This window comes from Erythrobacter sp. RANMB8, assembly GCF_056848235.1.
On the sequence record NZ_JBREHG010000001.1, the window covers coordinates 339,245 to 351,792 of the forward strand.

9 protein-coding genes are annotated in these 12,548 nt (G+C 66.7%); 5 read left to right on the forward strand and 4 right to left on the reverse strand.

The features are described from left to right. Positions 1-57: 57 nt before the first annotated feature. Positions 58-1,818, reverse strand: a complete 1,761-nt coding sequence (locus ACU0AG_RS01540; protein WP_482780495.1) for a FecR domain-containing protein — start codon at positions 1,816-1,818, stop codon at positions 58-60. 171 nt (positions 1,819-1,989) lie between these two features. Between ACU0AG_RS01540 and ACU0AG_RS01545 the strand changes: the two genes are divergently transcribed. The 3 genes from ACU0AG_RS01545 to ACU0AG_RS01555 all read left to right on the forward strand — a co-directional run bounded on the left by ACU0AG_RS01545 (position 1,990) and on the right by ACU0AG_RS01555 (position 5,833). After that, positions 1,990-3,603, forward strand: coding sequence for a ShlB/FhaC/HecB family hemolysin secretion/activation protein (locus tag ACU0AG_RS01545; protein WP_482780496.1), 1,614 nt, complete (start codon positions 1,990-1,992; stop codon positions 3,601-3,603). Between the two features lie 18 nt (positions 3,604-3,621). Further along, entirely contained in the window at positions 3,622-3,882 is a 261-nt protein-coding gene (locus tag ACU0AG_RS01550) for a hypothetical protein (protein ID WP_482780497.1), read from the forward strand. Between the two features lie 172 nt (positions 3,883-4,054). Beyond that, positions 4,055-5,833, forward strand: coding sequence for a DEAD/DEAH box helicase (locus ACU0AG_RS01555; protein WP_482780498.1), 1,779 nt, complete (start codon positions 4,055-4,057; stop codon positions 5,831-5,833). 6 nt (positions 5,834-5,839) lie between these two features. Here the strand turns inward: ACU0AG_RS01555 and ACU0AG_RS01560 are convergent, their stop codons facing one another. Then, entirely contained in the window at positions 5,840-7,309 is a 1,470-nt protein-coding gene (locus ACU0AG_RS01560; protein ID WP_482780499.1) for a porin, read from the reverse strand. Positions 7,310-7,514: 205 nt separating this feature from the next. On the opposite strand from ACU0AG_RS01560, the gene ACU0AG_RS01565 reads away from it, so the two are divergent. Next, positions 7,515-7,922 (forward strand): low affinity iron permease family protein, encoded by a 408-nt coding sequence (locus tag ACU0AG_RS01565; protein ID WP_482780500.1) that lies wholly within the window; start codon positions 7,515-7,517, stop codon positions 7,920-7,922. Between the two features lie 4 nt (positions 7,923-7,926). Further along, positions 7,927-8,538: a LysE family translocator gene (locus ACU0AG_RS01570; protein ID WP_482780501.1), complete on the forward strand. Its 612-nt coding sequence runs from the start codon at positions 7,927-7,929 to the stop codon at positions 8,536-8,538. A gap of 66 nt (positions 8,539-8,604) precedes the next feature. Here the strand turns inward: ACU0AG_RS01570 and ACU0AG_RS01575 are convergent, their stop codons facing one another. Together ACU0AG_RS01575 and ACU0AG_RS01580 are read right to left on the reverse strand one after the other, a co-directional pair. After that, positions 8,605-11,238, reverse strand: a complete 2,634-nt coding sequence (locus ACU0AG_RS01575; RefSeq protein WP_482780502.1) for a TonB-dependent receptor plug domain-containing protein — start codon at positions 11,236-11,238, stop codon at positions 8,605-8,607. A 177-nt stretch (positions 11,239-11,415) separates the two neighbouring features. After that, positions 11,416-12,546 (reverse strand): acyl-CoA dehydrogenase family protein, encoded by a 1,131-nt coding sequence (locus ACU0AG_RS01580; RefSeq protein WP_482780503.1) that lies wholly within the window; start codon positions 12,544-12,546, stop codon positions 11,416-11,418. Positions 12,547-12,548 lie beyond the last annotated feature (2 nt).

Below are 12,548 nucleotides of genomic sequence, written 5' to 3' on the forward strand. Positions count from 1 at the left end.
GCTCAAGACGCTATGCCGGATAATCCATCGGGGGGCTGGATGCGTGGCGGTGCCCGATCAGGGACGACCGCCACCACGCGGCGAACCACCGCCACCATTGCCGGAGCCGCCGCCGCCATCATTGCCGCCGCCGTTGCCAGCACCGCCACCACCGCCGCCGCCCGCGCCGCCGCCATCGTCCTGCCCGCCGCCGTTGCCAGCGCCGCCGCTACCTGCGCCCGCGCCGCCGCCATTGTCCTGACCGCCGCCGTTGCCAGCACCGCCGCTGCCTGCACCCGCACCGCCGCCATTGTCCTGACCGCCGCCGTTGCCAGCACCGCCATTGCCGTTGCCGTTGCCGTCATTGCCATTGCCGGAACCGCCGCCGTTGCCATTCCCGTTGCCGGAGCCGTCATTACCATTGCCGGAACCGCCACCGTTGCCGTTCCCGTTGCCGGAGCCGTCATTGCCGTTGCCGGAACCGCCGCCGTTGCCGTTCCCGTTGCCGGAGCCGTCATTGCCGTTGCCGGAACCGCCACCGTTGCCATTCCCGTTGCCGGAGCCGTCATTGCCGTTGCCGGAACCGCCACCGTTGCCGTTTCCGTTGCCGGAGCCGTCATTGCCGTTGCCGGAACCGCCACCGTTGCCGTTCCCGTTGCCGGAGCCGTCATTGCCGTTGCCGGAACCGCCACCGTTGCCGGATCCGTTGCCAGAGCCGTCATTGCCGTTCCCGGAACCGCCGCCGTTGCCGTTTCCGTTGCCGGAGCCGTCATTGCCGTTGCCGGAACCACCGCCGTTACCGGATCCGTTGCCAGAGCCGTCATTGCCGTTCCCGGAACCACCGCCGCTGCCGGAGCCGCTGCCGTTGCCTGTGGGATTGCCGTTGCTGTTGCCCGCACCGCCATTGGCATTACCATTGCCGCTTCCCACCGCATTGCCGCCGCCTGCCGTGCAGCTGCCCTGGAAGCACACGGTTCCGTCGCCGTTGCGGCCGCCATTGCTGCCGAAGGCGGGGGCCGATCCGCGATTGGTGTTTTCCGAAACCACCACCGCCGCGATCACCGACACTTCGCCCGAAGCAAAGCCACCGGTGTAGCTGCGGACATCGCCGGGGCTGCTGGTGATCACCTCATCGATGCGGTTGGCGCGGTTTTCCGTGGCCGCTGCGGGCTCGATCCGTGCCTGAACCGCGTTCGGTGCAGCCACAGTCGATCCAGAAGCCGGTGCCGCTGCCGCAGGCGCGCTGGCCGGACGTGCGGGCGAATCGATCACCTTGCGCCCCTCGCCCTCGACCACCAGTCGCATCGTATCGCCCGAAGCCACCATCGCCACCGCACCCGGCAGGATCAGATCGCGCGCGCCGCCATCGGGGGTCGACGCCTCGACCGCGCCTTCGGTGACTTGCAGGGTCGCTCCGTCAGAGCCGACCGTGATGACAAAGGTCGTGCCTTTCACAACGGCCGCAAGATAGGGCGTCTGCACGCCGAAATGCGGATCGGGCCGCTTGCCGATATTGAACAGCGCGCTGCCGTAATCCTGAATCACCTGCACCAGCGAGCGCTCTTTCGACGCCGCAGGAATGCGGATCTGCGCATTCTGGCGCAGCGTCACGAATTCGCGCCCGCGCACCAGCACTGCGGTCGATTTGGCTGCCGTGCGCACTGTTGCGCCCGGTGTCACCGCCACGCCGGCGGTCGCCGGACGTTCGCCGCGGGCGTCGATCACGATCACGCTGCCCTTGGCCTCGCTGATCGTCCAGCCGCCATCCTGCGCAAGCGCAGGCGCACCGCTGAACAGCAGCAAAACCATCGGCATGAAAAGGCGTAGCAGCAGGCGCATAGATAACTCCTTGCCTGCCCAATAGTTTAACAAGTCTGCCCTTCACGTTCACAGTCATGGTAAAGGAAAGGTTGCACGAAGTTTTGCTTAACCATTTGGCGCTAGGCCCGAAGCCGATTCTCGGGGAGTATGCGTCCTTTGCGCCGGATCGGGTTAACAGGATTGGGGCTGTTGCTGTTCGCCGGCTGTCCGCTGGCGGCGCAGGATGCGCTCGACCGCACCAATCCGGTGCAGCAGGTGGAACGCGAACGCCCGCTGGCCGAAGTGCAGCAGGGCATCCGGATCGAAGTGCAACCGGTGCTCGATGAGCCCGAAAGTGCCGGAACCGGCGGCTCGCTGGATGTCGGGTCGATCGTGATCGACGGGCTCGAAGCCATGAACCGCAGCGATTTCGCGGCCGTGATCGAACCCTACTTCGGCCGCAACCTCGATCGCGGGGAATTGCGCAGGCTGACCGATGCCATCGCAGAAGCGGCGCGGCAGCGCGGCTACATCCTCGCCACGGCCTGGATTCCCGAGCAGGCGCTGGTCGGCGGGATGCTGCGGGTGCGGGTCGATGAAGGCACGATCGATGCGGTGCGGGTCGAAGGGTCGGACGATCCGGCCATCCGCGCCCAGCTCGAACGGCTGGTCGGGATGCGCCCTGTCACCTCTGCCGCCTTGCAGCGCGAGGTGCTGCTGGCCGACGATCTGCCCGGCGTGTGGATCCGCTCCACCCGCTTTGAAAATGATGGCAACCGCCGCGTGTTGGTGGTGGATGCCCGGCGGCAGGATTTCGGCGGATCGGCGCTGGTGGCGACCGACGGCACCAAGCCGGTCGGCCCGATCCGGGCGCGCATCGATCTGGATGCCAACGGGTTGATCTCGCCCACAGACCGGGTCGATCTCAGCTACACCATGTCGCCGCTCGATCCTGACGAGCTGGCGTTTTTCAGCGCACGTTACAGCGTGATCGTGAACGGCGCGGGGACGCAGGTGAGCGCGTTCGGCAGTTATTCGCAGACCGAACCGGGCGCCTATCTCGCCAACCGCCAGCTCGAAGGCGAGGCCTGGGCGGGCGGCATCCGCCTGCGCCACCCGCTGATGCGCACCCAGAAGCGCAGCCTGTGGCTGGAAGCGAGCGGCGAATTGCAGGACCTGCGGCAGGACAGTTTCGGCACGCTCGCCCGGCATGACCGGATCGCGCTCGCCCGGGCAGGCTTCTACGCCTACGGCCCGCTCGCCGGCGGCACCTTGCAGGGCCGCGCCACGGTGAGCCGCGGGTTCGAAATTCTCGGCGCGACCCGTCCGGGCGATCCGCTGGCCTCGCGCAGCGATGCCTCCTCGCAGTTCACGACGCTGTCGTGGTGGATGAACTGGCGGCGCGGGCTGGCGAAGCGGGTCAGCCTGTCGCTGGCAGCGAGCGGGCAATTCTCCACCGATCCGCTGCTGATCGGCGAAAGCTTCGCGCTCGGCGGCAATGCCTTCCTGCGCGGTTACGACTTTGCCCAGCGCGTCGGCGATCAGGGCATCGCGGGCGTGGGCGAGCTGCGTTACGACTGGCCCGATGCGCTGGGTCTGGTGCGCAATGTGCAGCTTTACGCCTTTGCCGATGGCGGGACGGTATCGAACCTCGATGGCGGGCTGGGCGGCGGCACGCTGGCATCAAGCGGCGGCGGTTTCCGCGCCGATCTCACCCGCAATCTCGATCTCGATTTCGAAGTCGCGGTGCCGCTGACCGAAGACCGTTACGACACCGCGGACAAGACCCCGCGCCTCAACCTCAGGGTGGTGCAGTCGTTCTGAAGCGGCTAGGCCTGCGCCATGGACATGGCCGACCTTCTGCAACGCTATTTCGGAACCCGCGAGCTTGAAGGCATCGCGCCTGCCGCCCTGCCTGCCGGGATCGAGCGGATGCGGGTCGATTTCGGCATGACGCAGGACCGCGGCCCGCGCTTTGCGCTGTGGACGCTGCTGCTGGTGCTGGGCGATGCCCCCGATCTGGATGTCGCCTTCGAGCAAGAGGACGACCGCGAGGCCGCGCGCAATCTGATGGACCTGCTCGCCGCCGCGCCGCCTGAATAGCTATGGCGCAAGGCCACCCGATTTAATCGCAAGCCAAACACCGGCAAAGTGTGTATGGGGCGCCGGATGACGCGCTGTGCGAACGGGCTTGTTGCCTGCTCCGCGCCCCGCCGTTCCCCGTTTCCCCGCCCGCCCGCTGTGGCCGGCGCACCTGCCTGAAAGCCTTCTCCCCATGCCATTTCCCGATCTTCCCGCTGGCCTCGCCGAGGCCCTGACCGCACGCGGCTATGACGCGCTGACCCCGGTGCAGGCCGCCGTGCTGGAGCCTGAGGCGCAAGGGCGCGATCTGGTCGTCTCGGCGCAGACCGGTTCGGGCAAGACGGTCGCTTTCGGCCTCGCCTTTGCCGATCAGGTGCTCGCCGAAGATGGCCGCGTGCCGCGCCCCGGCGCACCGCTGGCGTTGGTGATCGCCCCGACCCGCGAACTGGCGCTGCAAGTCGCGCGCGAGCTGGACTGGCTCTACAAATCCGCCGGAGCGCGCATCGCCACCTGTGTCGGCGGCATGAACCCGCAGGCTGAACGCCGCACGCTGGCGGGCGGTGCGACCATCGTGGTCGGCACGCCCGGCCGCTTGCGCGACCACCTTGAACGCGGCGCGCTCGACCTGTCGGCGCTCGCGGTGGTGGTGCTTGATGAAGCCGACGAGATGCTCGACATGGGCTTCCGCGAAGAGCTGGAGGAAATCCTCGACGCAACGCCCGACAACCGCCGCGTGCTGATGTTCTCGGCCACCATGCCGCGCCCGATCGAGGCGCTGGCCCGCCGCTATCAGCGCGATTCGCTGCGGATCGAAACCGGCGGCACCGAACGCGGCCACGGCGATATTGCCTATCAGGCGGTCACCGTCTCGCCTTCGGAAATCGAGAACGCGGTGGTCAATCTGCTGCGCTTCCACGAAGCGGAAACCGCGATCCTGTTCTGCGCCACCCGCGACAATGTCCGCCACCTGCACGCGACCTTGCAGGAGCGCGGGTTCGGCGTCGTGGCGCTTTCCGGCGAGCATTCGCAGTCGGAACGCAATCAGGCGTTGCAGGCCCTGCGCGACCGCCGCGCCCGCGTTTGCGTGGCGACCGATGTGGCCGCACGCGGGATCGACCTGCCTTCGCTGAGCCTGGTGATCCACGTCGAAATCCCCCGCGATGCCGAAACGCTCCAGCACCGTTCGGGCCGCACGGGCCGTGCGGGCAAGAAGGGGATCGCCGCGATCATCGTCCCCTTCCCGCGCCGCAAACGGGTGGAATCGATGCTGCGCCACGCCCGGATCAACGCCGAGTGGATCAACGCCCCGGGCCGCGAAGACATTATCGCGCAGGACAAGGTGCGCCTGCTCGACAAGCTGATGCAGCCGGTCGAGGTGACCGATGCCGACCGCGAGCTGGCCGACAAGCTGCTCGAAACCCGCTCCCCGCAGGACATCGCCGCGATGCTGGTGCAGGCGCACCGCGCCGCGATGCCCGAGCCTGAAGAGCTGCTGGCGCAAAGCCACGAGGCCCAGCGCGAGGCGCACAAGGCGCGTCACCGCGAAGGGTTCGAGGATACGGTGTGGTTCCGGATGGATATCGGCCGCCGCCAGAACGCCGATCCGCGCTGGATCATGCCGCTGATCTGCCGCCGCGGGCATATCACCCGCAATGAAATCGGCGCGATCCGGATCGCCCATGCCGAAACCTATTTCCAGATCCCCCGCACCATCGCGGGCAAGTTCGCCGAAGCGGTCGCGGCGACAGCGGGCAGCGAGGAAAACGGCGGCTACATCGCCATCGAACATTCGCAGGAACCGCCGCGCATGGCCGCACGCGAGAACGCCCGGCGCGGCAAGCCCAATGATGGCCCTGCCCCGCAGCGCCCCTTCAAGCCAAAGCCGCAGGCCAGCGCCAAGCCCTATGCCGGCGCCAAGCCCAAGCCGTTCGTCAAGGGCAAGCCGAAACCCAAACCCAAGGGCCGCGGCTGACGCGGATCAGTAATTCCACTGGGCCTGAAGGCGCAGGATCTGCCCTTCGGCCTGCCCGAAGCGGCGCTCGTCGGCTTCCTTGCGCGAGGCAAAGCCGTAGGTCGCGGTCAGTTCCAGCGCGGGGGTCGGCAGGAATTCGAAGCCGAGTTCCAGCTCCTCGGTCTCAAGCCGCGGGGCATTGACCGCCGCCTTGAAGCCGCCGCGATAATACTGCCAGCGGGCAAAGGGATAGAACGGGCCGAGCGGGGATTCCTTGACGCGGCCCATCAGCTGGACATAGCCGCCGTTGAGCGGGCGTTCCTCGATGCGGCCCGTGGCGGGATCGAATTCCGGCCCGGTGCCCCAGTTCCATTCGGCCTGAACGCCGATGGGCTGCGGATAGAGCACGGCGTGCACGCCCACGCGGTTGTCCTTGTAGCTGATCGGGCTGACGCCGCCGGTGCGCACTTCGGGGTTGATGCGGTTGCGCATCACCGACCCGCCGATTTCGAACACCTGCCCGTCCAGGCCCAACCCGTCGAGTTCGAAGGGCGAAGTCACCATGCCCACCAGCATCAGGTTGTCGTTGGTCTCGGTCCGGTTGAGGCCTTGTCCGTTGAACACGCCCAGCCCGACAGCACCGTAACTGCCGAACAGCTTCTGCCCGTCAGCCGAAAGGCGGTCCCAGATCGTCTGCACCCGCGCCGGGGTGTAATAGGCGACGACGCCCATATCACGCTCGCCCGAGGCGGCGGAGTTGATGGCATCGGTACGGTCCAGCGCCAGACGGTTGGACGATGATTGCAGGTTCTCCCAGCCGAACGGCACCTTGGATTGCCCCAGCCGGATGCGGAAGCTCTTGTCGCCGGTGGGGAAGACATCGGCATACATGTCGCGCAGCGAAGCCGTGCCCTCGCGCCGCTCGCCGACCGACTGGTTGGACACCGAAGCGGCAAAATCGGGCTGGAAATAGACCGAGACATAGTCGTTCAGGTCGCCCTGAAGCACCAGACGCAGCCGCCGGAAGCTGACCCCGTTGTCGGCGCGCACATCGCCGTCGCCGATGGTGCGCAGGCGTGAAATGCCGGCGGGCGCGGTGGCATCGCCGTTGACGATGTGGTTCATCCGCATCTGGGTGTACCCGCGCAGCGACAGCTTGTCGTACCATGCCTTGCGCTTGGGCGGCGCAGCTGGTGCGGGCGGCGCGGTATCGGCCTGCGCCAGCGCCACCGGCTGCGGCCCTGTGGCCACTGCGGGCGCGACTGGCGGTGCCTGCTGCGGCTGGGGCATCGCCACCACCGCCGGAGCGGCCGGCGCGGGTTGCGCTGCCTTCAGCGCTTCGACCACCGCCTTCAGTTCGTCGATCTGGCGTTGCAGATCGGCGATGGTGCTCGCCTGATCCTCACCTGCCGATTGCGCGGCAACAGGGGCATGAAGCCCTGTTGCGGCAACGATGGCGACAAGGCTGACAGACAGGTGGCGGATTGCATGCGGCATTGATGCGGCCTTTGACCAGCGCCCGCGAAGATGCGCGGGCTCGGCGGGGCCACTATGTCTGTTTTGTGTCAGTCAGGTGACAAATGCGACCGCAACTTATCAACATGGACAAAAACCGGTCATACCCGAAACCGCGTCCGGAGCGGTGGATCGGCGGCCCGCAAGGTGCCATGCTGGGCGCATCACATGTCACCGGAGTGACCGCATGGACCGCATCTTCACCCTCGTCGCCTCGCGCACGGCTCTGGCAGCGGGGCAGCCCAAGGCCTTTATCCTCGCGGTGCTGATCATTGCCGGCTGGGGGTTGAGCGGCCCGCTGTTCGGCTGGTCGGACACCTGGCAGCTGGTGGTCAACACCGGCACCACCATCGCCACCTTCCTGATGGTGTTCCTGATCCAGAACTCCCAGAACCGCGATGCGGCAGCGATGCAGGCCAAGCTCGACGAGCTGATCCGCGCCGCACAGGACGCGCGCAACGAATTCGTCGGGATCGAACATCTCACCGACCGCGAGATCGAGGAAATCCGCGCCGCGCTGGAACGATCGGTCGCCGCGGTAGAGCCGGACGACGGCAGCCACGAAAGCATCCGCCGCCTGCTCGGGCGCAGGTGACCGGGTGGACATTCTCGGCTTTGCCCTTGCCGTCCTGCTGATCGAACTCACCCCCGGCCCGAACATGGCGTGGCTGGCGGGGCTGGCAGCTGTCGAAGGCCGCCGCGCCGGCATGGCGGCGACGGCAGGGGTGGCGATTGGCCTGCTGCTGAACGGGGTGTTCGCCGCGCTGGGGCTGGCGACGCTGCTCCAGACCATGCCGGGGCTGCTGACCGGCCTCAGGCTGGCTGGCGCGGCGATGATGGTGTTTCTGGCGGTGGAGACATGGCGGTCCGCCGGGCAGCCGGTGTTTGCCGCGAGGGCATCGGCCAGCAGCGCACAGCGTCCGTTCTATACCGGCGCGCTGATCAACCTGCTCAACCCCAAGGCCTATATCTTCTTTGTGGTGGTGGTGCCGCAGTTCCTCGGCACGGCTGCGCTCACCCTTGCCAATGCCGTGCTCTTGGCGCTGGTCAGCACGGTGATCGCGACGATCATCCACCTCGCCATCGTGCTTGCGGGGAGCAAGGCCCACGCCTGGCTTTCGGACCCGGCGCGCACCCGCGTGACCCGCCGGGCCTTTGCGCTGGTGATGCTGGGGGTCGCCGCCTCGTTCCTGCTCGCCGACCTCGGTTGAGAATCAAAAAGGGCGCGCCAACCGGTCACAACCGGCGGACGCGCCCCTTTCAGATTGGCGGCACGATCAGAAAGCGTAGCTTACCCGTGCATAGAGGAACCGGCCGTTGAACCCGAAGGGCGAGAAGCTGGAGAACGGCAGGAAGTAGTTGTTCGCCGAGTTGGTGCGGGGATTTCCGGTCGCCGGATCGGTGGTGATCCCGGTCGGGTTGGCGGTCGGATACTTGTCGAACAGGTTGTTCGAACCCACGGCCAGTTCCAGCCCGTCGAGCGGCTTCACCCGCACTTCGGCGTCGATCACCCATGCGGGCGCGATCGGCAGGTCAGTGAACAGATCGTTGCCCGGTGCCAGCACGCGGCCAAAGCGGTTGGCGCGCAGCGTCAGTTCGGCCCAGTCCTGCGAGTAATCGAGGCCGAGGTTCACGCGGTCGCGCGGCTGCCCCTTTTCGATCCGCAGCGATTCGAGCCGCCCGAACAGGTTGATCCCCGGCACCTGGTTAAGCGCGCCGGGCACATCGTTGCGACCGGTGATGCGGTTCTGCGTCCAGTTGTAGCCCGCGGTGAGGTTCAGCTTGCCCGAGCTGCCGACATCCATGCCGTAGGTGGCAATCGCGTCGATCCCGCGGGTGCGGGTGTCGATCCCGTTGATGAAGAACCGCGCTGCCGAAATGGTGTTGAACCCGGCATCGTTTAGGATCTGGGCAATCGCCCGCTGGGTGGCATTGCCGCTGGGGTTGCCGTTGGCATCGCGCGAGGCGGTGAGGTTCTCGGTCAGCACGATTCGGTCATCGATATCGACCTGGAACCAGTCCACCGTCACGTTGAGGCGCGGAACGGGGTTGAACACCGCGCCGACCGACCAGTTGACCGCGGTTTCGGGCTTGAGCGGCGAGGAGCCGAGCGCCTGTGCCACCGGGTTGCCCACCGGCAGCGTCACCGCATCCACCAGCACGCCCGCGACGTTGTTGGTCGCGGCGGCAGCGAAGAACTGCTGGGCCACGCCCGGTGCGCGGAAACCGGTCGACACCGCACCGCGCAGCGCCAGCCAGTCGGCCAGTTCGAAACGGGTGGCGATCTTGCCGTTAAGGTCGCTGCCGAAGTCGGAATAATCCTCGAAACGACCGGCCAGCTGGACATTCCAGCGTTCGATCACGTCGATATCGAGCTCGACATAGGCCGAGAAGTTCTCGCGCGCATTCACGCCGACGACCGAAACCCCGCCGATGGTCGGCTGGAAGCCGGGGAACACCTGCGATCCGGGCGCGGCGCCCGCGGTGCTGGTGTTGAGCGGGTTGTTCTGGTTCACACGCACGCCGCCGAAGCGGAAGCTGTCCGGCTCGCCCGGGCTGACCTGGAAGGTCTCGCGCCGGTATTCGAGGCCGAAGGCCAGCGTGGTGCGATCGAACAGGCCGTCAAGATCGCGGCTGACATCGAAATTGTTGACCCACTGGGTATAGGTCAGCCCGCCCGCCTCGAACTCGGTCGGGCTGGCCGCGCCGAGCGAAGCGTTGAGCGAATTGACGACGCGGTAATCGATGCTGTTCTGGCCGTATTGCGACGAAATGTCGAAATCCCAGCCGCCCAGCTCGCCGCGGATGCCGCCGGTGATCGCCCAGTCTTCCGACAGTGACGAGATCTGCGGCAGGAAGCCGTCAGGATAGATCGCCAGCACGTTGCGGGCGTCAGACGCGATGCGATAGAAGCCCGCCGAATTGCCGCGCCGCTCGCCATAGCCGCCGAAGGCGTAGAAATCGACCTGATCGTCCAGCGGGATGCCGACGTTGGCGAACAGCGAGAAATCCTCCGTGCGCGCATCGCCATAGCGGTGCGAGCGGCGGTCGAAGGTCGCCTCGCGCGCGTCGCGCAGGCCGCCGACAATGTTGTATTGCGTGCGCCGGTCATAGCCGGTGCGGTTGGTATCGTCGCGGTCGCGATATTCGGCGGTGAGGTTGATGAACCCGCCATCGCCGAGCGGCAGGCCGAAATTCGACGACAGCGTCAGCACGCCGCCATCGCTGACCTTCAGTTTCTTGCCCGTGTCGTTGACCGCCAGCGTGCCATCGGCGGCAAGGGTCGGCTGGCCGTTGGCACCGATCACCAGCCCGTCGATCTCGTTCACCCCGTCAATCGCGGTGACATAGCCGCCGTAGGTGGCCGAAAAGCGTGCGCCCTCGCTGGCATTGTTGAGCTGGAAGTTGATCACCCCCGCGATCGCATCCGAACCATATTGCGCCGCCGCGCCATCGCGCAGGACTTCGATCTGGCCGATCGCCGAGGCGGGGATGAAGTTGATGTCGACCGCCTGCGTGCCGCGACCGACCGAGCCGTTGATGTTGAGCAGCGCCGAGGCATGGCGGCGCTTGCCGTTGATCAGCACCAGCGTCTGGTCCGCGCCGAGGCCGCGCAGGGTCGCGGGGCGGATCACGTCGGTGCCATCGGTGATCGACGGCTGCGGGAAGTTGAGGCTCGGCACCAGATCGCGCAGCACGCGCGCGGTTTCGGTGAAGCCGGTGTTGTTGATCTGCTCGGCACCGATGACGTCGATCGGCACGGTGCTGTCGCCCACCGTTCGGTCGGCACGGCGCGAGCCGGTGACGATGATCGCCTGGCCGGTTTCCTCTACCGAGGTTTCCGCATCCTGCGCGAAGGCCGGAGTTGCGGGCATGACGAGGCTGGCAAGGAGAAGAGCGCGAAGTCGCATGGTGACCACCTTTTCTGGTTTATGCTGCGTTGCGCAATAAAACGCGCCAGCGTCAGAAAGGTGCAATAAAAATTCAATCTTCGCGGAATTGGCTGCGCTTATGTTGCGAAAGGGTCACACTATCACGCCGCAGCAGCAAGGGGGCTCGCCCGGCACTGCGCCGGGCGAGCCGCCGTATCATGACAGCGCGACGTGGCGCTTCAGGTGGTGATCGACATTGCCGAATTCCGAATCGAAGATCGTCAGCCGCTTGAAATAGTGACCGATGGCATATTCGTCGGTCACGCCGTTGCCGCCGTGGATCTGCACCGCTTCCTGCCCGATCAGGCGGGCCGCCTGCCCGACGCCGACCTTGGCGGCGGAAACCGCCTTCTTGCGCTCCACCTCGTCAGAGCCAAGGCGCAGCGTGGCAAGATAGGTCAGCGACAGCGCCTGTTCGTAGGCGGTGTACATGTCGACCATGCGGTGCTGGAGCACCTGGAAGCTGCCGATCGGCACGCCGAACTGCTTGCGCTGGCGGCTGTATTCGACCGTCATCGCGTGCGCGACCTTCATCGCACCGCATGCCTCTGCACACAGCGCGGCGATGGCTTCGTCGGTGACCAGCTCGATCAGCGCCAGCCCCTCGCCCTCGGCCCCGATCAGGGCTTCGGCGGGGAGCGCGACGTTCTCGAAATAGACTTCCGAGGCGCGGCGGCCATCGACAGTCACATAGTCGCGGGTGGTGACGCCTGCGGTGTCCTTGGCGAGCACGAAGACCGACACGCCGCTGCGATCCCGCCGCTCGCCGCCGGTGCGGGCGGTGACGATCAGGTGGCTGGCCCAGGGCGCACCGATCACGACCGCCTTGTGGCCATTGAGGACATAGCCCGCGCCGTCCTTTTTCGCGGTGGTTTCAAGGTCGGCATAGTCATAGCGCCCGCGCGGTTCGGCATAGGCAAAGGCGAACACCGCAGTCCCTGAAACGATCCCGCCGATATGCTCTTCCTTCTGCGCCGCGGTGCCGCCGTGCTTCAGGAAGCCGCCCGCGCAGACCACGGTGGGGACGAAAGGTTCGACCACCAGACCCTTGCCGAACTCTTGGCAGATCACCATCGCATCGACCGCGCCGCCGCCGAAACCGCCATCGGCTTCGGAGAAGGGCATGCCGAGGATGCCGAGTTCAGCGAGCTGCGCCCACACTTCCGGACGCCAGCCGGCTGCCGAAGCAATCGCCTTGCGCCGGGTTTCCCAGTCATACTGCTCACGAACGAGGCGCGAGAGGCCGTCGCGCACCATGTCCTGTTCTTCGGTGAAGTTGAAATCCACGT

What these genes read in the sequence shown, in the direction of transcription:
- ACU0AG_RS01540 (WP_482780495.1), bottom strand. Translation starts at nt 1,818, where the DNA reads ATGCGCCTGCTGCTACGCCTTTTCATGCCGATGGTTTTGCTGCTGTTC.
- ACU0AG_RS01550 (WP_482780497.1), top strand. Translation starts at nt 3,622, where the DNA reads ATGGACATGGCCGACCTTCTGCAACGCTATTTCGGAACCCGCGAGCTT.
- ACU0AG_RS01555 (WP_482780498.1), top strand. Translation starts at nt 4,055, where the DNA reads ATGCCATTTCCCGATCTTCCCGCTGGCCTCGCCGAGGCCCTGACCGCA.
- ACU0AG_RS01560 (WP_482780499.1), bottom strand. Translation starts at nt 7,309, where the DNA reads ATGCCGCATGCAATCCGCCACCTGTCTGTCAGCCTTGTCGCCATCGTT.
- ACU0AG_RS01565 (WP_482780500.1), top strand. Translation starts at nt 7,515, where the DNA reads ATGGACCGCATCTTCACCCTCGTCGCCTCGCGCACGGCTCTGGCAGCG.
- ACU0AG_RS01575 (WP_482780502.1), bottom strand. Translation starts at nt 11,238, where the DNA reads ATGCGACTTCGCGCTCTTCTCCTTGCCAGCCTCGTCATGCCCGCAACT.